This window comes from Mesorhizobium kamtschaticum (assembly GCF_056174585.1).
On the sequence record NZ_CM149691.1, the window covers coordinates 235,723 to 255,763 of the forward strand.

The following is a 20,041-nucleotide window of genomic DNA, read 5'->3' on the forward strand; positions in this document are numbered from 1 at the left end:
TCGTCATCCCTTCCAGAATCACCCAGCCATGGTGGCGCAAAAGACAGCTTGCCGCAGCCGTTTCTTTAGGTGGCCGCGAAAGGTTCCCTCTGGCGGTAACTCGCTCTATAAGCCGCCTTTCGTCCACGCAGTGATCGGCTTCGGACTCAAGGCCGCATTCGCAAACCATGGAAATCCCGTGTGAACTTGAACTTGACGTTCCTGAAACGCGACGAACGCTCGATGGAGAACCAGCGCCTTATCGTGCGGCTGGTCAGGGAATCCTTCCGGGAACACATGTTCGGATACGGTGCCGCCATGCTGTCGATGCTTGTGGTGGCGGGCGCGACGGGTGCCAGCGCGTGGATATTGAGTGAGATTACGAACGAATTCGTCATCTACAAGAGACCTGATCACGTCAACTTAATTGCCGTCGCGGTCGCTGCAATTTTCATCTTCAAGGGCGTCGCCAACTTCGTCCAAGCTTATTTCATGAGCCGCGTCGGCAACGCTATCATCGCCGATCGACAGCGCAAGATCTATGACCGGGTCCTGGCGCAAGGCATCGAATTCTACCATTCGACCTCATCGTCCGACCTGATCACTCGCATGACCAACAATGCCCAGGCCGCACGCAGCGTCCTTGACCTCATTGTCACGTCCTACGTTCGGGATCTGGTAACGCTGATTGTGCTGGTTCTGGTGATGGTCTGGAAACAACCGGTACTCTCCTTGATCTGCTTCGTGATTGGGCCAATAGCCATCTACGGTGTCAACCGCATCCTGAAGCGTGTCCGTAAGTTTGCCGCGATGGAGTTCCGCTCGGTCGGCCAGATCGTGCAAGTGATGCAGGAAACCGCGATCGGCGTGCGCGTGGTCAAATCGTTCAACCTCGAAGGCTTGATGCGCAAACGCATGTACAAGGCGGTGGCGGACGTCGAGGACCGGGCCAACAACATTGCTGCACTGGAAGCGGTGACTAGTCCGGTGATGGAGACGCTGGCCGGACTGGCAATCTCCGGCGCCGTCTTTGTCAGCGGCTTCCTGGTTCTGCGGGGTGGGCAGATGCCAGGCAACATCATGACCTTTATCGGAGCCCTGTTGCTGGCCTATGAGCCGGCAAAGCGGCTGGCGCGCGTGCGCATCTCACTGGAGACCGGCATTGTCGGCGTGCGCATGATGTTCCAGTTGGCCGACGAGCCGCTGACGCTGGCCGAGAAGCCAGGCGCAAGGCCGCTTCTGGCAGGGCCTGGTGAAATCAGGTTCGACGCCGTCAGCTTCGCCTATCAGAGCGGTCCGCCGGTGCTCGACCGGTTCGACCTGACCCTTGCGCCCGGCAAGATGACGGCGCTCGTCGGACCTTCCGGCGGCGGCAAGTCGACGATCCTGAACCTGATCATGCGCATGTACGACCCGAAGAGCGGCAAGGTGCTGCTCGACGGCCAGGATATTTCCCATGCGACGCTCGCCTCGCTCAGGGAAAAGATCGCCTATGTCAGCCAGGACACGTTCCTGTTTGCCGGCACCATCATGCACAACATCCGGCTCGGACGGCAGGACGCGACCGACCAAGAGGTGATTGCCGCCGCCAAGGCCGCCAACGCGCACGACTTCATCATGGCGCAGGCGAAAGGCTATGAGACCGATGTCGGCGAGAATGGCGGCCTTCTGTCCGGCGGCCAGCGCCAGCGCATCTCGATCGCGCGCGCCATGCTGCGCAACGCCGAAATCCTGCTATTGGACGAGGCGACCAGCGCGCTCGACGCAGAATCCGAAGCGCTGTTCCGCGAGGCGCTGCAGCAGCTGACCGAAGGACGCACGACGATCGTCATCGCCCACCGCCTGTCGACGGTGCACCAGGCCGACACGATCGTGGTGCTGGAGGGCGGCAAGGTGGTGGAGAGCGGGCCGCACAAGGCGCTGCTCAAGCAGGGCGGGCTTTACCAGAAGCTTTATGAATATCAGCTGATGCCGTAGCACACTCTTCCCTTCTCCCCCTGTGGGAGAAGGTGGATTGCCGCGAAGCGGCAAGACGGATGAGGGGTGTTCCAGCGGAGTGAGACGTTGGCGTTCCCTGGAACACCCCTCATCCGTCGCCTGCGGCGACACCTTCTCCCACAAGGGGAGAAGGAAGAAACTACCTCACTCTGGCACGTGCCGTACAGCGCCCTTGTCGGCGCTGGTGGCGAAGGCTGCGTAGGCGCGCAGTGCCGTTGTCACCTTGCGCTTGCGCTTTTCCTCGGGCTTCCAGGCCAAGGCACCCTTGGCGTCCATCACGGCCCGGCGGCTGGCAAGCTCGTCGTCGCTGACGGCGAGGCGGATGGTGCGGTTGGGGATGTCGATCTCGATCGTATCGCCCTCCTGCACCAGCCCGATCGTGCCGCCTTCGGCAGCTTCCGGCGACGCATGACCGATCGACAGGCCCGACGTGCCGCCGGAGAAGCGACCGTCTGTGACCAGCGCGCAGGCCTTGCCGAGGCCTTTCGACTTCAGATAGCTGGTCGGGTAGAGCATTTCCTGCATGCCGGGGCCGCCACGCGGTCCCTCATAGCGAATGACGACGACGTCGCCGGCCTTGATCTCGTTGGAGAGGATCGCCTTGACCGAGGCGTCCTGGCTTTCGAACACCCGCGCCGGGCCGGTGAACTTCAGGATCGACTCATCGACGCCCGCCGTCTTCACGATGCAGCCGTCGACCGCCAGATTGCCCTTCAGCACGGCAAGGCCACCGTCCTTCGAGAACGGCGTCTCCGCCGAGCGGATGACGCCTTTCTCGCGGTCGAGGTCGAGATCGTCCCAGCGACGATCCTGGCTGAAGGCGACCTGCGTCGGCACACCGCCGGGCGCGGCGAGGAAGAAGTCGCGGACATTCTGGCTCGTCGTGCGGGAAATATCCCAATGATCGAGCGCCTCGCCGAGGCTCGCCGTATGCACCGTCGGCAGGTCGCGGTTGAGCAGCCCGGCATTGTCGAGCTGGCCGAGGATGGCCATGATGCCGCCGGCGCGGTGGACGTCTTCCATGTGGACGTCGGACTTGGCCGGAGCCACCTTGCAGAGCACCGGAACCCGGCGTGACAGCCGGTCGATGTCCTCCATGGTGAAGTCGACCTCGCCCTCATGGGCGGCGGCCAGGATGTGCAGCACCGTGTTGGTCGAGCCGCCCATGGCGATGTCGAGCGTCATGGCATTCTCGAAGGCGCCCTTTGAGGCGATGCTGCGCGGCAGCGCCGTCTCGTCATCCTGCTCGTAATAGCGCTGGGCGAGATCGACGATGAGATGGCCGGCTTCGACGAACAGCCGCTTGCGGTCGGCGTGCGTGGCCAGCGTCGAGCCGTTGCCCGGCAGCGACAGGCCCAGCGCCTCGGTCAGGCAATTCATCGAATTGGCGGTGAACATGCCCGAGCAGGAACCGCAGGTCGGGCAGGCCGAGCGCTCGATGACCTTGACGTCCTCGTCGGAAATCTTGTCGTCGGCGGCCGCGACCATGGCGTCGACCAGATCGAGCGCCTGCGTCTTGCCGGCCAGCACCACCTTGCCGGCTTCCATCGGCCCGCCGGACACGAACACGGTCGGGATGTTGAGGCGCAGCGAGGCCATCAGCATGCCGGGAGTGATCTTGTCGCAATTGGAGATGCAGACCATGGCGTCGGCGCAGTGAGCGTTGACCATGTACTCGACGGAATCGGCGATCAGCTCGCGCGACGGCAGCGAATAGAGCATGCCGTCATGGCCCATGGCGATGCCATCATCGACGGCGATGGTGTTGAATTCCTTGGCGACGCCGCCGGCCTTTTCGATCTCGCGCGCGACCAGCTGGCCAAGATCCTTCAAATGGACATGGCCCGGCACGAACTGGGTGAAGGAATTGACCACGGCGATGATCGGCTTGCCGAAATCCGAGTCCTTCATGCCGGTGGCGCGCCAAAGGCCACGAGCGCCGGCCATGTTGCGGCCATGGGTGGTGGTGCGGGAGCGATAGGCAGGCATGACTTTTCCTTAGCTGACTGGCTGCGCTCGATGCGGAGCGTGGCGGCGCTGAATTCGGACCGCAGGTGTTATAGACTCGCAAGTATGGTCTGGCCACATTTTTGCAATGCGCCAGAGTTCCCCGAAAAACGAGGACCTCTGAAAAAATAGCAGGCCGCTGTCGGATTGCGTGCCGCATGACCGTCCTTGGGCAGACGGCACCGAAAATGGCACCATTCTCGGAGTCAGCCGTTTCACCGCGATAGCAAAGAGCAAACGGAGGAGCACGACATGCAAAAGATCACCACCTGCCTGTGGTTCAACGACCAGGCCGAAGAGGCGATGAATTTCTACGTGTCCATCTTCAAGAATTCGAAGGTGCTGAGCGTGATGCGTTGGCCTGAAGGCCACGCCGATGAAGGCAAGGCGCTGGTGACCACGTTCGAACTCGACGGCGTGCAGTTCCAGGCGCTCAACGGCGGGCCGCAATTCAAGTTCAGCGAGGCGATATCACAGTCGATCGACTGCAAGACGCAGGAAGAGGTGGATTATTTCTGGGACAAGCTCATCGAAGGTGGCGGCGAACCGTCGCAATGCAGCTGGCTAAAGGACAAGTTCGGCGTCTCCTGGCAGGTCGTGCCGGAACAGCTGCCCCGCCTGCTTCTGGATCCGGACCGGGCCAAGGCCGGCCGGGTGATGAATGCGATGATGCAGATGAGCAAGATCGACATCGCCAAGATTGAAGAGGCGGCGAGAGGGTGAGAGCTGCGCGATCTTCCCTTCTCCCCCTGTGGGAGAAGGTGGATCGGCGCGCAGCGCCGAGACGGTTGAGGGGTGTTCCAGCGAGTGAGACGTTGTCGTTCCCTGGAGCACCCTCATCCGTCGCCTTCGGCGACACCTTCTCCCACAAGGGGCCTGTTGCGTAATTGGCTGGTTGTGATTCTCTGAGAGGGAACTCGGAGGAATCGCGAGGCGGTGAAGCAGACTGGACAGTTGAGCTTGGCGGAGGCCTTTCTGGGCCACAAGCTGACGGGGGGTTCTTCGCCACTCGACCGTCTGTCGGGTCTGGTGAAGTGGTACCGGTTCGAGAAGCTGCTTAATGCGCTGCGCGATGGTGGACCGGGTCGAGCTGCCTGGCCGCCGCTGGTGTTGTTCAAGGCACTGTTGCTGCAATCGCTCTACGGACTGTCGGATCGCGAGTTAGAGGAAGCGCTGGGCGATCGGCTGTCGTTCCGGCGCTTTGCTGGGCTGGGGCTGGACGATACGATCCCCGACCACACGGTGCTGTCGCGTTTTCGCAATCTGCTTGTCAGCGAAGGGCTGATGGAGAAGCTGTTTGGCGAACTGGACCGGCAGTTGGAGAAGGCCGGCGTGATCCTGAAGCGCGGTACGATGCTGGATGCCACGCTGATTGATGCGGTCTCGACGCCGCCGACACCCGAGCGGCCGTCGCAGGATACGGACGCCCGCGTCACAGCACGCAAGGGCAAGAGCGGCCTTACCTTCGGCTACAAGGCTCATGTCGGGGTGGATGAAGGCTCTGGCCTGATCCGCACGGTGATCACGACACCGGCCAACGTCAACGACACGGTCGTGGCTGATCACTTGATCTGCGGTGATGAGAAGACGGTATGGGCAGACGCAGCCTATGACACCATGCCCGCCGTGCTCGGCTCAAGGCGGCCGGCAAGAAGGTGCGCATTGCACGGCGCCCCAACAAGCATCATGCGCTGCCGCCGCGGCTCAAGCACTACAATCGCCTGATCGCCAGACGGCGAGCAGCGGTGGAGACCACCTTCGCCACGCTCAAGAACCGCATGAAGCTGACCACGATCCGCTACATCGGGCTGGCCAAGGCTGCTGGTCAGGTGACAATGGCGGCCATCGCCTTCAACATGCGCCGATGGGCCGCCATCACGGGATAGGTGCGTCCACAATCCGGCCAGCCAAGGCCGAACCGCCACCTCAAACATCGAAACCAGACCTCAACCCCTAAGAACCAGCAATAGCCCGCTGAATCCTGTTCCCCCGCCGTTCCTCCCAGTAACTGCGCAACAGGCCCACAAGGGGAGAAAAACTGGCGCCTACGCCGCTTTGTCGCGGACCTGATAGTCCTTGATCGTGGCGAAGCGGATCGCCTTCCAGCGTTCGGCTTCGTAGTTCAGCGAGAAGGCGTGCTGGGCGAGGAATACCGGGTCGTTGTCGAGGTCCCTGGCAATGTCGCCACGGTGCGCCTCGATGAAGCGAAGCGTCTCCGCCTTGTCGTCGGCCGAAATCCAGCGGCAGACGGAAAAGCGCGACATCTCGAACTCGACCGGCAGCGTGTATTCGAAGTTCAGCCGCTCCTTCAAGACGTCGAGCTGCAGGGCGCCGACGACGCCGACGATGGCCGGTGAGCCGTCCTCGGGCGAGAACAGCTGCACGACGCCCTCCTCGGCCATCTGGTGCAGCGCTTCCTTGAGTTTCTTCGCCTTCATCGCGTCGCCGAGGCGCACACGACGCAGGATTTCCGGGGCGAAGTTCGGCACGCCCCTGAAAAGAATTTCCTCGCCCTCGGTCAACGTGTCGCCAATGCGCAGCGTGCCGTGGTTGGGAATGCCGACGACGTCGCCGGCAAACGCCTCATCCGCCGTGACGCGGGTGCGGGCGAAGAAGAACTGCGGCGCCGACAGGCTCATCGGCTTTCCCGTGCGCACCAGCTTGGCCTTCATGCCGCGCTCGAGCTTGCCAGAGCAGACACGGACGAAAGCGATGCGGTCGCGGTGGTTGGGATCCATATTGGCCTGGATCTTGAAGACGAAGGAGGTCATCTTGTCCTCCGTCGCTTCGACCTTGCGGGTGTCGGCTTCCTGCGCGCGCGGCGGCGGGCCGAAGGCGCCGAGTGCCTCGATCAGGTCGCGCACGCCATAATTGCGCAGCGCCGAGCCGAAATAGACCGGCGTCAGATGGCCCTCGCGAAAGGCATCAATATCGAGCGGACGGCAGGCTTCTCGTGCGAGCTCCAGTTCCTCGATGAAGGCTTCGCGCTCGTTTTCCGGCAGCAGGCCGGCGACGCGGTTGGAATCGGGACCGTTGACCGGCGTGCGCTCCTTCTCGTCGTCGCCCTTGCGCACCGCGTTCAGCGCCAGATGATAGGTGCCGGAAAAGGTCTTGCCGCGGCCGATCGGCCAGGTGATGGGGGCGGTGTCCAGCGCCAGCTTCTGCTCGATCTCGTCCAGGATCTCGAACGGGTCGCGGCTTTCGCGGTCCATCTTGTTGACGAAGGTGATGATCGGGATGTCGCGCAGCCGGCAGACCTCGAACAGCTTCAGCGTGCGCGGCTCGATGCCCTTGGCGGCGTCGATGACCATGACGGCCGAGTCGACCGCCGACAGAGTGCGGTAGGTGTCGTCGGCGAAATCCTCGTGGCCGGGCGTGTCGAGCAGGTTGAAGACATTGTCTTCATACTCGAAGGTCATCACCGAGGTGACGACCGAAATGCCGCGCTCGCGCTCGATCTTCATCCAGTCGGAACGGGTCTGGATCTTGTCCTTCTTGGCCTTGACCTCGCCGGCAAGCTGGATGGCGCCGCCGAACAGCAGCAGCTTTTCGGTGAGCGTGGTCTTGCCGGCGTCCGGGTGCGCGATGATCGCGAAGGTGCGGCGGCGCGCCACTTCCTCTGGTATTGTTTCGGGCATTCTCTGGGATTTCCGTGTGACAGGCCGGGCTTCTAGCAGCGTAGTGCCGGGCTGTCGACCGCTCCGGCGGCGCAGGCGCCTCCGGACGCCATGGCCTGCATCAGGCCAACTCGCTCATCCGGTTCGCCAAAACGACCTCCGGAAGCCAGCCGGCAATGGCGCTGCCGATGGCGTCGGCATGGTCTTCCTGCAGATAGTGCGCGCCGGGCCCGAGATTGATGAACCGGCAGTTCTTCAGACCGGCGGCGAATTCCCTTGCGGCCTGCGGCGAAATCAGTGCCCCGGGATCACCCGCGAACAGCAGTTTCGGATAGGTGGAGAGCCGCAGAGCGCGATGATCGTATTGGCTGATGGCGGCGACGTCGGCGGGCTGGCCCTCGATCGGCAATTCCCTGGGCAGGCGCAGCACCGGCTTGCGCGATCGCGGCGTCGGGAACGGCGCCCGGTAAGCGGCCATCTCCTCGTCGCTCATTGCGCGCAGCACCGAGGCCGGCAGCACCTTTTCGATGAAGACATTGTCTTCCAGGACGAGTTTTTCGCCGACACCTGGCGTGCGCAGCGCCTTGAACATTTCGCGGGCTTGCGGGCGCTGGTGAAAATCCTCCCAGCGTTCGAACGGCCGGATGAACTCCATAAAGGCGAGACCAAGGATACGCTGCGGCCGCCGCGCCGCCAGATGAAACGCAAGGGCCGTGCCCCAATCCTGCGCGACCATCAACACATCGCTGATGTCGAGTGCGTCGAGGAAGGCGTCGAGATAGCGGACATGGTCGAAGAAGCGATAGTCGATATCGGGCTTGCCGGACTGGCCGTAACCGATCAGGTCCGGCGCGATGCAGCGGCCAAACGGCGCGACATGCGGAATGATGTTGCGCCAGATATAAGATGAAGTCGGGTTGCCGTGCAGGAACAGCACGGTCGGACCGGACGCTCCGGCCTCGACATAAGACATGGTCGAATCCAGCACGGCGATCTGCAAACGCCTCGATCCGGCGGCGCCGGCTTCAGACGTGTCGGCTTGCGAGTTCATGGGGTCGGCTCCTTTGCAAAGACTGTGCTGAAGATGATTTTCTTGAACCGCTCGAGCGGCACGCGGCTGCGTTCGACCTTCATGCGCAGCATGGCGCCTTGCCAGGACGACAGCAGGAAATCGGCGAGGTCGTCGGCGTCGAAGGTTTTGCTGATGTCGCCTGCCGCCTGGCCTTCGGCGATGCAGGCGGCGAAGGGCTGGCGCCAGCGCTCGAAGATGGCGACGAGTTGCAGGCGCAGCGGCTCGCTGTGCACCGCGGTCTCGAGGCTGAGATTGCCGATCATGCAGCCGCGCGCCCAACCATGCGCTTCGAGCTTCGAGGTGATGACATCGAGGTAGCGGCGAAGCCTGCCGATGGGCGGTGTGCCGTCCTTCGCCAGCGCTGCCTCGACCAGCCCGCTGACATAGGCGAAGTAGCGGTCCAACACCTCGCCGGCGAACGCCTCCTTGGAAGCAAAATGATTGGTGAAGGAGCCCGGCCGCGCATCGGCGGCGACAACGATGTCGCGCACGCCGGCGGCGGCATAGCCTGAATTCCAGAGGGTCCTGAAACCGGCGTCGAGAAGTTTTTCGCGGAGTGATTGTCTGGCCATGTCGTAATAATACGTACGTACGTATTATTGTCAAGCAGCACATTTTGCACTGCCCGATGTTGGCAAGTGGGCACAGGAATGGCAGTGGAGTGAACTATCCCTGAGGGGCATGAGTTGAGGAGCGACCATGGCTGCGGCGAAACAAGTGATCGTCATCGGCGCCGGCATCATCGGCGCTTCCATTGCCTGGCATCTGACCAAGGCTGGCGCGCAGGTGACGGTCATAGCCGATAGCGCGCCTGGCGGCGTCGCCACGCCGAACTCCTTTGCCTGGATCAACGCCAGCTGGGGTAACCCCGAGATCTATTTCCGGCTGCGCACCCGCGCCATGGCCGAGTGGAGGCGGCTGGCGGATGAGCTGCCAGGACTGCCGCTCGCCTGGTGCGGCGGACTATGCTGGGATCTGCCGGCCGACCGGCTCGAAGCCTTCGCGGCCGAACACTCTTCATGGGGCTACGGCATCGAACGCGTCGGCCGCGAGCGGACGGCGCACATCGAGCCCAACCTCGTAGAGCCTCCCGAATTCGCTGTTTATGTCGCGGAGGAAGGTGTGGCCGAACCGGTTGCGACGGCCAAGGCCCTGCTGGCGGATGCCGAACGGCACGGCGCGCGGGTCATTGCCAGCACCGTCTCGGCACTGGCAATCACAAACAGCAGCATTACCGGCGTCGACACGTCACATGGGCTGATTGCCGCCGATGAGGTGGTGATCGCGGCTGGCGTCGGCGCCCCGGCCATTGCCGCGACGGCCGGCATCAAGCTGCCGATCGAGACGCCGCCGGGTCTGATCGTCCATTCGCGGCCGTACAAAAAGCTGCTCAATGGGCTGGTGCACGCCGAGAGGCTGCACATGCGCCAGACCGCCGAGGGCCGCATCATCGCCGGTTCGGATTTCGCCGGCGGCGATCCCGGTATGGACGCCGAAGCGACCGCCCGCGCGCTGTTCGCGGTCACAAAGGCAGCGTTGCGCGGCGCCGACGGGCTGGAACTCGATTTCCACACCATCGGCTATCGCCCCAATCCGATCGACGGCTTTCCGATCATCGGCCGCACTGAGGGCATGGACGGCCTCTATATCACCGTCATGCACTCCGGCATCACGCTGGCGCCGGCCGTCGGCCTGTTCGCCACCCGCGAAATCCTTGACGGCGAGCGCGATCCGCTGCTTTCGCCCTATGGGTTGTCGCGCTTCGCTCAATAACCCGGCGGGCGGCGAAAGCCGCCGGTGAGCGGCTCGATCGCCGCCGCAATACCGAGTAGCCGCGATTCCGACCAGCGTTTGCCGACCAGTTGCAGTCCAATCGGTAGGCCATCGCTATCCTGTCCGCACGGCATCGAAAGTGCTGGGTGGCCGCTGTAATTGAAGACAGCGCCATAGGCCGGCAGCATCCAGTAGCTCTGTTCCCTACCGTCGACCTTGATCGGCGTGCCCGGTTCGCAATGCGGGAAGGCCGTGGTCATGGCGACCGGGCAGAGCAGCGCATCCCAGTTTTCGAAGAACTGTTCCCACGCGAGAATTGAGCTGTCGCGGCGGGCGAGCGCCTCGAACCAGCGCGAGACTGACGTCGGTTGCTCCTGCGCTTCCGGTTGCGTGGCCTCCATCATCGTGCCGATCAGCGCACCGCCTTGGGCAAGATCGTCGTGCAGATCGAGCTTGGGCAGTTTTGCTTCCTCGACGATCGCGCCGGCCGATTGCAGCTGCGCGGCGAGATTTTCGACCGCGGCGCTGATGTCGCCCGCCACAGGGAAACCGGGGAAGGACGGCGCGAACGCGATGCGGAGTGCCTTCAGGTCGAGCTTTGGCATGGCCTCGACCGGCACCGGAGCCAGATCGGTGTCGCGTCCGTCCGGCCCGGCGATGATCCGATAGATCAACGCCAGATCGTCCACGCTGCGCGCCAGCGGTCCGAGGCAGGACATCAGCCGCACGCTACGCGCCGCACCACCCGGATCGGGAAAAGCGCCGGCCAGCGAGATACGATGCTCCGTCGGCTTCAGCCCATAGACACCGCAGAAGGCGGCGGGCAGGCGGATCGAATCCTGCATGTCGGTGCCGACATCGAACGGCGTCATCCCGGCCGCGATCGCCGCTGCGGCGCCGCCGCTGGACCCGCCGGCAGTGCGTTCAAGGTTCCATGGATTGCCGGTGCGGCCGAACAACGGATTGTTCGACTGCCAGTCCGACAGCATGGTGGCGACATTGGTCTTGGCCATCAGCACGCCGCCTGCCGCCTTCAGCCTGGCGACGATCGGACTGTCGTGTCTGGCGACATAATCGGCGAAGGGCAGGAAGCCGACCGTGGTTTTCATATCTGCGGCTTCGTGCGTGTCCTTCAGCGTGAAGGGAACGCCGTGCAGCGGTCCGGGCGTGGCGCCGCGTGCGAGTGTCGCGTCGGCCTTTTTGGCGCGCTCGTGCGCCCCTTCCCTGTCGAGCGAGATGACGGCGTTGATCGCCTCGTTGTGCCGGTTGATCTGCGCCAGATGGGCGTCGAGCGCTTCGATGGCGGAGATTTTGCGATTGCGGATCGCGGCGGCGAGATCGACGGTTGAGGAGAAGACTGGATTCACGATCAAGGCTCCGGCTTGGCCGCACTTGCCTGGAAAATGGTGGGCAGCGGCGCGACTTCAAGCGGAGTTGAGCATCGGAAGATTAGCCGCGTTTGATCGGAATTGCGCCAGCGAGGTCGGCGTTCTATGTCGCCCCCCTCTGTCCTGCCGGACATCTCCCCCTCAAGGGGGGAGATCAGATGTCATGACGGCTTTCGCCCGATCTCAGACGTTGAAAGAATGGCGCGGTAGGCGAAACTGCCAATCTCCCCACTTGAGGGGGAGATGTCCGGCAGGACAGAGGGGGGACGCTGGCCCGCGGCGTTGCCCCAATTTGCAATTAGACTGCCAGTGCCAGTCTGGCCGATGCCGGCGCGAAAGGCCGAATGGCGATGCCCTCCCCAGTCATGGTGACGAAGCTCGATGGCGGGATCGCTTGCCAGTCGCCACCCTCGCGATCAAACGGCTCGGAGACGACGCAGCGGCCGCCATTGCGGAAAACCGCGGTGTAGAGCGTCGGCGCGTGGGCATCGGTGGCGTAGCGCACCGCGTGCAGCGCCTGCCCGTCCGAAAACGCAGCGGTGAGTTTCAGCGCCGGTTCGAGGCCGGCGCGGCGCGAGGCTTCGAGCACGCGGCTGGTGGCGCGCGATACCGCGCCTTGCGGGTCGCTAGCCAATCCCTCGTCGATCATCAGCAGGAAGAAGAGTTCGGAATCGGTGGTGCCTTCGCGCTGGTCGAAGACGGCGTCGGACAGCGAATTCTCCAGCGCGCGGCGGATCTTTTCGAAGCCGCCGATCTGACCATTGTGCATGAACGACCAGCGACCGGAGATGAAGGGATGGCAGTTCATGCGGCTGGTGGCGCCGCCGGTGGAGGCCCGCACATGGGCGAGGAACAGGCCGGATTTGATCTGCCGGCAAAGGCTCTTCAGATTGGGGTCGGACCAGGCCGGCAGGATATCGCGATAGAGACCAGGTTCCGGCCGGTCGCCATACCAGGCAAGGCCAAAACCGTCGCCATTGGTCGGCGACTTCGCCTCCTGGGCGCAATGGCTCTGGGCGATCAGCGAGTGACAGGGCGCGGTCAGAATGTCTTCGAGAAAGACCGCTTCACCGAGATAGGCCGCCCACCGGCACATCGCTTCTATCGTCCTCTAGGCGCGATCCAGAAGAGCCGCAGGCTCCCTGGTCGCGTGTGTGCCTCTGTTGTGCGTCCGCTCGTAAAGCTCGCGGACGATTCGGCTGGCGGTAGTCTCGAAGAGAAATGGCAAGAAGGCGTGAACAAGCGCGGCGCCCGCCGCCATCAGCAAACGCGAGGAAAACCAGGCGGCAAAGCCCATGTGGCCGAAATAGGTTTCGCCAACCTTGGCCGGATGAGAGGTGAATATCCTTGCGAGCGACATTGAGGTCCCCTTCAGCGCTTGCGTTCCGATATGAGTATCCTGACACGCTTCGCCGGTTCATCGGTCTCAAAATATCCTTGTCTTTTGCCATTCCATGGGACAAACATCCCAACATGGCCCTAGACATCGATGAAATAGACCGAAAATTGCTCACCGAATTGCAACGCGACGGCACCTTGTCGGTCGACCAGCTGTCGGAACGGGTGGCCTTGTCGCGCAATGCCTGCTGGCGTCGCGTCAAGCGGCTGGAGGAGGATGGCGTCATCACCGGCCGCGTGGCGCTGGTCGATGCCGAAAAGCTCGGACTTGGCCTGTCGGTGTTCATCCTGATCCGCACGTCGAACCATGATCCAGACTGGCTGCAGAAATTCCGGGCAGCGGTGACCGGTTTTCCCGAGATCACCGGCGTCTACCGCATGTCCGGCGACCTCGACTATGTCTTGCGCGCCCGCGTTGCCGACGTGAAGGCCTACGACCGGCTCTATCAGCGGCTGATCGCCAAGGTGGCGCTGTCCGATGTCTCCGCCTCTTTCGTGATGGAGGAGATCAAGGAGACGACGGTTGTTCCGATGGAACTGCGCTGAGATGTGCTCAGGTCATAGTGATGCCTGAAAGAAAGCCGTTGATAGCGGCGTGGGCGAATTGACCGAATCGGCAATCGCGCCGATAGGATCGATTTTATGCGCGCAGCCCTCCAAAACTCCTCCGTCATCGGTCCGACCGTCGGCTTCGTCAGATTGCCGCACGCCGAAGGACTACCCCTCCCCGCCTATGAAAGCGTCGGCGCCGCCGGCATGGATTTGCGCGCGGCTGTGCCCGACGACCGGCCGCTGCTGATCCTGCCGGGCAAACGCGCTTTGGTGCCGACCGGGCTGATCCTGGAAATCCCCGAAGGCATGGAAGGCCAGGTGCGGCCGCGCTCCGGCCTGGCTTTCAAACATGGCCTTACCGTCCTCAATTCGCCTGGCACGGTCGACAGCGACTATCGCGGCGAGGTGAAGGTGCTGTTGATCAATCTCGGCGATGAGGATTTCGCGGTGACGCGCGGCATGCGCATCGCCCAGATCGTTTTCGCTGTTGTGACGCAGGCGGCCGTCGAAGAGCGTTCGCTCGCCGGCGGCACGGCGCGTGGTTCGGGCGGGTTCGGATCGACCGGCACCGCCTGATGCGAATTCCGAAACTTGTGATCTTCGACTGCGACGGCATTCTCGTCGACACGGAGAACCTCGCCAACCGGCGCCTTGCCGAGTGGCTGACGGCTGCTGGCTATCCGACGAGCTTCGAATATCGCCGCAAGAATTTCTCCGGCCGCAGCATGCTCTCGGTGCAGAAGGAAATCGAAGAGCAGACCGAGGTTCGGCTCGGCGCCGATTTCGTCGATCGCTGGAATGCCGGCCTGCCGGACCTGTTTTCCCATGGCGTCGAGGCGATCCCCTATGTGCGGGAGTTCATCGAGGCGGTCCGCGCGACCGGCATCCCCTATTGCGTCGCCACCTCGGCCAGGATTTCGAAGATGCACATCACGCTTGGCCAGACCGGGCTGTTGCCGCTGTTCGAGCATGCGATGTTTTCCTCGACCATGGTCGGGCGCGGCAAGCCGTTCCCGGACCTGTTCCTGCATGCGGCCAAGACCATGGGCTTCGCGCCCGCCGATTGCATCGTCATCGAAGACAGCGTCGCCGGCACGCAGGCCGGCATAGCCGCCGGGATGCGGGTATTTTCCTATCACGGCGACCCCTATTCCGACCGCGATGGCCTGATCCAGGCCGGCGGCATCCTGTTCGACGACATGCGCGAGCTGGCAGGGCTGGTGCCAATCCACTGATTTGCCGGACGACGGGCGGCTGTATGGCTTTGCAAGCTATGCTAGCTTGCCGGTGCTTGCGGCGGGGACGACATTCGGCATGTCAGGATTCTGCATCGCCTCGCCTTCGCCTGCCTGGTGCTGCCATTGCTGTGGGGCACGGCTGGCGCCGAAGACGCCGCCAACCCGGACCTCGGCAAATCCATCGTGGGCCACGCCGACACCACCTATGCCGATCTTGTCCGGATGTTCATCCCGGATTTGACGGCGAAGGATGATTATTTTGTCGGCTCCTCGCCGATCGAGATGCGACACATCGCCGGTCCCGACAATGACACCTCGCCGCCGGAAGCATCGAGCGTTTTCAGCGCCGGCGTGCTTGCCATGAAGGCCGGCGGCAAGGACCGGCTGGCCATGCTGGTCGACCTTGGCGAGTCGCCGGACAGCGCCGAGGGCTATGCCGTGCTGGCGCTTTACGATCTCACCGGCAAACCGAAGTTACTCGATGCAGTCAATGTGGCGACCGACCGTTTCAGCTTCTTTCGCAGTCCCGGCAAACTCTCCCTGGGCGCAGATGACGATGCCTTGATGACCTCCAGCACGCATTTCAATTCCAACCAGGGTTATCTGTCGACACCGGTCATTCTGGTGCGTAGCGACCGTTTCGAACTGATCGACATCATCTACACGCTCGACGAAAATGTCTGTTCCTACAAACGTTCGCAGAACCTGGCTTTCCGGTCGCTGAGCGACGGCCAACCCTATGCGGCGATCAAGGCCACCATAACCGACAAGACCGAGCCGAACGAAGAGGATTGCGGCGAAACGCCCCCACAGGCCGCCTCCACCGACATTTCCGTGACCTACCACTGGGACAAAACGGCGGCGCGCTACGTCGCGGATTCCGACGCGTTCGAGAAATTGGCAGCAGAGAACGAGAAACGCTTCTGAACCAAGCGCATTCGTTTGCCCGACTAGAGACAGCGCGATAGCATCCGCCCCAACACTTGTGATGGGGAGCATTCATGGACAAGGGCAAGATCTTTCGCGACCTGCATGCCTCGACCTTCGTCATGCCCAATCCCTGGGATCCGGGCACGACCAAGCTGCTCGGTTCCTTCGGTTTCAAGGCGCTGGCGACGACCAGCGCCGGCTTTGCCTTTTCGCGCGGCCTGCCGGATGGCGCCGTGACCTTCGAGCAGATGATCCACCATTGCCGTGACGTGACGGCGGCGACCGACCTGCCGGTCTCGGCCGACCTCGAGAAAGGCAAGGGCGACAGCGCCGAGCAGGCCGCCGAAACCATCTTCGCGGCGGAAGCGGCCGGCCTTGCCGGCTGCTCGATCGAGGACCATACCGGCGACCCCGACAAGCCGATCTATGATTTTGCCCACGCGGTCGAGCGTGTCGCGGCGGCGGTGGAAGCGGCGCGGGCGCTGAAACGCGATTTCGTCTTCACGGCGCGCGCCGAGAATTTTCTCTGGGGCAAATCCGACCTCGACGACACCATCAAGCGGCTGCAGGCCTTCGAGAAGGCCGGCGCCGACGTGCTCTATGCGCCGGGCATCGGCGATGTCGAGATGGTTCGCACGGTTTGCTCGGCGGTCGGCAAACCGGTCAACGTCATGGCGAAACCGGGCTTCACCATCGCCGATCTTTCGATGGCTGGTGTGAAGCGCATTTCGCTCGGCCCGTGGCTGACCAACTTCGCCTACGGCATGCTGGAGACGGCGGCGCGTGAGATCCAGCAGGACGGCACGTTCGGCTTCACCCGCGCCGCCATGCCGTTCGGCAAGTTGCAGGCGCTGTTCGGCAAATCCCCGGGGTGAGAGGGCCTGTCACCGGCGGCTTTCGCGCGCCGAAACCGCCTTGTGCAGATGCACCATCATGGCGGCGGCGAAGAGCGGCGTCACCAGATTGAGCAGCGGCACGGCAAGGAAGGCCGCGATGACCAGCCCGGCGAGAAAGACCGTGCCGGCATACTGCCGGCGCAAGGCCCTGGCCTCGTCCTCCCCGCGAAAGCGCATGGCGGCGAATTCGAAGAATTCGCGGCCGAGCAGGTAACCGTTGACGATGAAGAAGGCGGCGATGTTGATGCCCGGCACCAGCAGAAGCATGAGCGCCACGATGTTGCCTGCTATAACGACGCCGAGGAATTTTATCGCCAGCACCAGCGAGCGCAGCGCCGGCATGGCACGGCCGGGCGGGTCGCGTGGATAGTCGGTGCGCTCAACCACTTCGGCGACATCGTCGAGGAACAGGCCGGCGATCACCGCCGTCACCGGCGCGACGAGCAGGGCCATGCCGAAGGCAAGCGCGATTGCCGCGATGATGCCGCCCAGCCAGCCGGCCCAGGACGGTATGCCGGGCAACAGGGTCTGGAGCCACGGCAGGGCCAGCCACTCGACAAGGCTGGTCAGGCCGAACCACAGGGCAACCAGCGCCAGCACGGTGAGGCCCAGCGTCTTGATGAACACGGCACGAAACGGCGGCGAGAGCAGCTCAAGGGCCGCAGTGCGGGCAGCGTCGAAAATCACCGTGCTTCAACCCCCGGGTCAGCGGACACCGCCGGAAGGCGGAACGCCCCCGAGATAGGCAGCGCGGGTCGCGAGCACAAGCGCGTATCGCTATCGGGCAAACGCTGGCTTTCTAACCGGGATGGTCATGGCCGCAACGCCGACCACGACAAAACCCATGCCCAGCCATGCCGTCGGCCCCAGGCTTTCGCCGAGGAAGACAGCACCGATGCCGACGCCGATCGGCACGCGCAGATAGGCCTGCGACGTCGTGCCGACCGAGCCCAGCGTGTGGATGAGCCGGAAATAGATGACGAAGGCGAGCGCCGTCGAGAACACCGACAGGCCGAGCAGCGCCAGAATCGATGCCGTCGAGGGCGCGAGCGTCCACGGATGGTCGACCACCAGGCTGAGCGGCACCAGCATGACCGCGCCGCACAGCATCGAGCCTGCCGCCGGCAGCATCGGATCGAGGCCCTTGAAGCCACGGCCGAAGATCGCGGCAGCGGCGTAAGAGATCGTTGCGACGACGATGGCGATTTGCGCCCACAGTTCGTGACCGAGACCACCCAGTGCCTCGGTGCCGACGATGAAACAGATGCCGGCAATGCCCGCTCCGACACCGATCAGTTTGCGCACCGTAACCGGCTCATGGCGGGTGATGAGCGCGGTGAAAACGAAAGTGAAGATCGGCGAGGTGGAATTGAGGATGGTGGCGAGGCCGGCATCGACCGAGCGCTCGGCCGCGGCGATCAGCGTAAACGGTATGACGCTGTTGAGGCAGGCCTGGAAGGCGAAGCGGCGCCACGTGGCCGCATCGCGCGGCATGGCGAGCCCGCGCCAGCGGATGATGGCGAACAGGATGCCGCCGGCGATCAAGGTGCGGGCGGCGATGAAGGTGACCGGCGGGATCGTTTCGACGCCGATCTTGATGAAGGTGTAGGAAGCGCCCCACAGCACGGCCAGCACGCCGAGCAATGCCAGGTCGGTTGTCGTGTCGTTTTTGGTCGGCCCGTTCTTTGCAGACATGGGGACTGGCTCGCCCTTCGAGAGATGATCGGCAGAGCCAGCTTGTAAGCGACACCCGGAAGAAATGTTTCGGCCACGATCGAATTGTCGTAGCACCTGGCTTGTCTCGCTCCAGGGTGTGTTGCAATTCAGGTCAGGCCGGCATCACCTGAATCTCAACATACCCTAGGCAAAGCCGTCGCGAATCGCTAAACCCGCGCCCGGCCAGCGTGGCAAGAAGCCGGCTCGGGTTTTTGGCGGAGATATTGATGCCGGATTATGACGTGCTTTGCATCGGCAATGCCATTGTCGACATCATCGCCCAGTGCGAGGAGGAATTCCTCGAGACCAACGGCATCATCAAGGGCGCGATGAACCTTATCGACACGCAGCGCGCCGAACTGCTCTACAGCCGCATGGGCCCGGCGATCGAGGCCTCCGGCGGCAGCGCCGGCAACACGGCGGCCGGCGTCGCCTCCTTCGGCGGACGCGCCGCCTTCTTCGGCAAGGTTTCCAACGATGCGCTGGGCGATATCTATGCGCATGACATCCATGCCCAGGGTGTCGCCTTCGACACCAAACCGCTCAAGGGCGAACCGCCGACGGCGCGCTCGATGATCTTCGTCACGCCCGACGGCGAGCGTTCGATGAACACCTATCTCGGCGCCGCCATCGAACTCGGCCCGGAGGATGTCGAGGCCGACAAGGCCTCCGGCGCGAAAGTCACCTATTTCGAAGGCTATCTGTGGGATCCGCCGCGCGCCAAGAAGCGATCCGGCAGACGGCGAAGCTGGCGCACGCGGCGGGCCGCGAGGTTTCGATGACGCTGTCGGATTCGTTCTGCGTCGACCGCTACCGCGACGAATTCCTCGACCTGATGCGCTCCGGCACGGTCGACCTCGTCTTTGCCAACAGCCACGAGATCAAGTCGCTCTACCAGACATCGTCCTTCGACGAGGCGCTGGGCAAGATCCGCAAGGACTGCAGAATGGCCGCCGTGACGCGGTCCGAAAAAGGCTCGGTCATCGTGCGCGGCGACGAGACCGTGGTCGTCCAGGCGACGGCGATCCGGGAACTGGTCGACACGACCGGCGCCGGCGATCTCTACGCCGCCGGCTTCCTGCATGGCTACACGCAAGGCCGCGACCTCAAGACCTGCGGCGACCTCGGCTCGCTGGCCGCCGGCCTGGTGATCCAGCAGATCGGCCCAAGGCCAAGGCAGAATCTGCGCCGCGAGGCGGAACTGGCCGGGTTGCTGTAGGGACAACTGCTGATCTCCCCCCTTGTGGGGGAGATCAGCAACTTCACCGTCGCGTGATTGTCACATATCGCTCCTACACGAAATCGAGAGCGTCCCGTGACTGACATTTCGGGGCGCCCGCAGTTCAGATGGGATGTTGAAAAATGCAAGACAGCAAGCTGTCGGGCGGCGCGATCCGTTGCCGCCATGATTTCCGTTTTCCGCACTAGCAATTCAGCAATCGGCCGCGGCTGAGGGAGCGCGCGCGGCCGGAAGCAG

17 protein-coding genes and 2 pseudogenes are annotated in these 20,041 nt (G+C 63.4%); 10 read left to right on the forward strand and 9 right to left on the reverse strand.

Annotation, left to right across the window (positions count from 1 at the left end; translation table 11 throughout):
- Window positions 1–201: 201 nt before the first annotated feature.
- Window positions 202–1,956, forward strand: coding sequence for an ABC transporter ATP-binding protein (locus AC0V7N_RS01120; protein ID WP_475460153.1), 1,755 nt, complete (start codon window positions 202–204; stop codon window positions 1,954–1,956).
- Between the two features lie 165 nt (window positions 1,957–2,121).
- On the opposite strand, the gene ilvD is transcribed toward AC0V7N_RS01120, so the two are convergent.
- A complete protein-coding gene (ilvD, locus tag AC0V7N_RS01125; protein WP_475453940.1) occupies window positions 2,122–3,966 on the reverse strand; it encodes a dihydroxy-acid dehydratase in 1,845 nt (614 codons plus the stop codon).
- A gap of 270 nt (window positions 3,967–4,236) precedes the next feature.
- Here ilvD and AC0V7N_RS01130 point away from each other — a divergent pair, with 270 nt between their 5' ends.
- Window positions 4,237–4,707 (forward strand): VOC family protein, encoded by a 471-nt coding sequence (locus tag AC0V7N_RS01130; RefSeq protein ID WP_475453942.1) that lies wholly within the window; start codon window positions 4,237–4,239, stop codon window positions 4,705–4,707.
- Window positions 4,708–4,920: 213 nt separating this feature from the next.
- Window positions 4,921–5,870, forward strand: a pseudogene (locus AC0V7N_RS01135) (IS5 family transposase).
- 159 nt (window positions 5,871–6,029) lie between these two features.
- Here the strand turns inward: AC0V7N_RS01135 and AC0V7N_RS01140 are convergent.
- The 3 genes from AC0V7N_RS01140 to AC0V7N_RS01150 all read right to left on the reverse strand — a co-directional run bounded on the left by AC0V7N_RS01140 (window position 6,030) and on the right by AC0V7N_RS01150 (window position 9,245).
- Complete coding sequence (locus AC0V7N_RS01140) at window positions 6,030–7,622, reverse strand: peptide chain release factor 3 (RefSeq protein ID WP_475453944.1); 1,593 nt, start codon at window positions 7,620–7,622, stop codon at window positions 6,030–6,032.
- A 100-nt stretch (window positions 7,623–7,722) separates the two neighbouring features.
- Complete coding sequence (locus AC0V7N_RS01145; protein ID WP_475453946.1) at window positions 7,723–8,652, reverse strand: haloalkane dehalogenase; 930 nt, start codon at window positions 8,650–8,652, stop codon at window positions 7,723–7,725.
- Window positions 8,649–9,245: a TetR/AcrR family transcriptional regulator gene (locus AC0V7N_RS01150; protein ID WP_475453948.1), complete on the reverse strand. Its 597-nt coding sequence runs from the start codon at window positions 9,243–9,245 to the stop codon at window positions 8,649–8,651. The genes AC0V7N_RS01145 and AC0V7N_RS01150 overlap by 4 nt, the downstream gene beginning before the upstream one ends.
- Before the next feature lie 127 nt (window positions 9,246–9,372).
- Here AC0V7N_RS01150 and AC0V7N_RS01155 point away from each other — a divergent pair, with 127 nt between their 5' ends.
- Window positions 9,373–10,446, forward strand: a complete 1,074-nt coding sequence (locus AC0V7N_RS01155) for an NAD(P)/FAD-dependent oxidoreductase (RefSeq protein WP_475453950.1) — start codon at window positions 9,373–9,375, stop codon at window positions 10,444–10,446.
- Here the strand turns inward: AC0V7N_RS01155 and AC0V7N_RS01160 are convergent.
- The 3 genes from AC0V7N_RS01160 to AC0V7N_RS01170 all read right to left on the reverse strand — a co-directional run bounded on the left by AC0V7N_RS01160 (window position 10,440) and on the right by AC0V7N_RS01170 (window position 13,194).
- The gene (locus AC0V7N_RS01160; RefSeq protein WP_475453952.1) at window positions 10,440–11,813 is read right to left on the reverse strand and encodes an amidase; all 1,374 of its coding nucleotides are present in this window, start codon (window positions 11,811–11,813) and stop codon (window positions 10,440–10,442) included. The genes AC0V7N_RS01155 and AC0V7N_RS01160 overlap by 7 nt on opposite strands.
- Window positions 11,814–12,132: 319 nt before the next feature.
- Window positions 12,133–12,930, reverse strand: a complete 798-nt coding sequence (locus tag AC0V7N_RS01165; protein WP_475453954.1) for a class II glutamine amidotransferase — start codon at window positions 12,928–12,930, stop codon at window positions 12,133–12,135.
- Between the two features lie 15 nt (window positions 12,931–12,945).
- Complete coding sequence (locus AC0V7N_RS01170; protein WP_475453956.1) at window positions 12,946–13,194, reverse strand: DUF6356 family protein; 249 nt, start codon at window positions 13,192–13,194, stop codon at window positions 12,946–12,948.
- Window positions 13,195–13,307: 113 nt separating this feature from the next.
- Here AC0V7N_RS01170 and AC0V7N_RS01175 point away from each other — a divergent pair, with 113 nt between their 5' ends.
- The 5 genes from AC0V7N_RS01175 (at window position 13,308) to AC0V7N_RS01195 (ending at window position 16,827) form a co-directional block, all read left to right on the forward strand.
- Window positions 13,308–13,778, forward strand: a complete 471-nt coding sequence (locus tag AC0V7N_RS01175; protein WP_475453958.1) for an Lrp/AsnC family transcriptional regulator — start codon at window positions 13,308–13,310, stop codon at window positions 13,776–13,778.
- Between the two features lie 96 nt (window positions 13,779–13,874).
- Window positions 13,875–14,360, forward strand: a complete 486-nt coding sequence (dut, locus tag AC0V7N_RS01180; RefSeq protein ID WP_475453960.1) for a dUTP diphosphatase — start codon at window positions 13,875–13,877, stop codon at window positions 14,358–14,360.
- Window positions 14,360–15,019, forward strand: a complete 660-nt coding sequence (locus AC0V7N_RS01185; protein ID WP_496627657.1) for an HAD-IA family hydrolase — start codon at window positions 14,360–14,362, stop codon at window positions 15,017–15,019. Before dut ends, AC0V7N_RS01185 begins: the two co-directional genes overlap by 1 nt.
- Window positions 15,020–15,136: 117 nt before the next feature.
- Entirely contained in the window at window positions 15,137–15,949 is an 813-nt protein-coding gene (locus AC0V7N_RS01190; protein WP_496627658.1) for a hypothetical protein, read from the forward strand.
- Window positions 15,950–16,023: 74 nt separating this feature from the next.
- On the forward strand, window positions 16,024–16,827 hold the full coding sequence (locus AC0V7N_RS01195) for an isocitrate lyase/PEP mutase family protein (RefSeq protein ID WP_475453966.1): 804 nt from the start codon (window positions 16,024–16,026) through the stop codon (window positions 16,825–16,827).
- A 9-nt stretch (window positions 16,828–16,836) separates the two neighbouring features.
- Here the strand turns inward: AC0V7N_RS01195 and AC0V7N_RS01200 are convergent, their stop codons facing one another.
- Both AC0V7N_RS01200 and AC0V7N_RS01205 read right to left on the reverse strand, forming a co-directional pair.
- On the reverse strand, window positions 16,837–17,535 hold the full coding sequence (locus tag AC0V7N_RS01200; protein WP_475453968.1) for a sulfate transporter family protein: 699 nt from the start codon (window positions 17,533–17,535) through the stop codon (window positions 16,837–16,839).
- 90 nt (window positions 17,536–17,625) lie between these two features.
- Window positions 17,626–18,543: a DMT family transporter gene (locus AC0V7N_RS01205; protein ID WP_475453969.1), complete on the reverse strand. Its 918-nt coding sequence runs from the start codon at window positions 18,541–18,543 to the stop codon at window positions 17,626–17,628.
- 248 nt (window positions 18,544–18,791) lie between these two features.
- Between AC0V7N_RS01205 and AC0V7N_RS01210 the strand changes: the two are divergent.
- Window positions 18,792–19,783 (forward strand): annotated as a pseudogene (locus tag AC0V7N_RS01210) (adenosine kinase).
- Window positions 19,784–20,041: the final 258 nt, after the last annotated feature.

Coding starts and splice junctions, on each gene's coding strand:
- ilvD (WP_475453940.1), bottom strand. CDS start 3,966: ATGCCTGCCTATCGCTCCCGCACCACCACCCATGGCCGCAACATGGCC.
- AC0V7N_RS01130 (WP_475453942.1), top strand. CDS start 4,237: ATGCAAAAGATCACCACCTGCCTGTGGTTCAACGACCAGGCCGAAGAG.
- AC0V7N_RS01140 (WP_475453944.1), bottom strand. CDS start 7,622: ATGCCCGAAACAATACCAGAGGAAGTGGCGCGCCGCCGCACCTTCGCG.
- AC0V7N_RS01145 (WP_475453946.1), bottom strand. CDS start 8,652: ATGAACTCGCAAGCCGACACGTCTGAAGCCGGCGCCGCCGGATCGAGG.
- AC0V7N_RS01150 (WP_475453948.1), bottom strand. CDS start 9,245: ATGGCCAGACAATCACTCCGCGAAAAACTTCTCGACGCCGGTTTCAGG.
- AC0V7N_RS01155 (WP_475453950.1), top strand. CDS start 9,373: ATGGCTGCGGCGAAACAAGTGATCGTCATCGGCGCCGGCATCATCGGC.
- AC0V7N_RS01165 (WP_475453954.1), bottom strand. CDS start 12,930: ATGTGCCGGTGGGCGGCCTATCTCGGTGAAGCGGTCTTTCTCGAAGAC.
- AC0V7N_RS01170 (WP_475453956.1), bottom strand. CDS start 13,194: ATGTCGCTCGCAAGGATATTCACCTCTCATCCGGCCAAGGTTGGCGAA.
- AC0V7N_RS01175 (WP_475453958.1), top strand. CDS start 13,308: ATGGCCCTAGACATCGATGAAATAGACCGAAAATTGCTCACCGAATTG.
- dut (WP_475453960.1), top strand. CDS start 13,875: ATGCGCGCAGCCCTCCAAAACTCCTCCGTCATCGGTCCGACCGTCGGC.
- AC0V7N_RS01185 (WP_496627657.1), top strand. CDS start 14,360: ATGCGAATTCCGAAACTTGTGATCTTCGACTGCGACGGCATTCTCGTC.
- AC0V7N_RS01195 (WP_475453966.1), top strand. CDS start 16,024: ATGGACAAGGGCAAGATCTTTCGCGACCTGCATGCCTCGACCTTCGTC.
- AC0V7N_RS01205 (WP_475453969.1), bottom strand. CDS start 18,543: ATGTCTGCAAAGAACGGGCCGACCAAAAACGACACGACAACCGACCTG.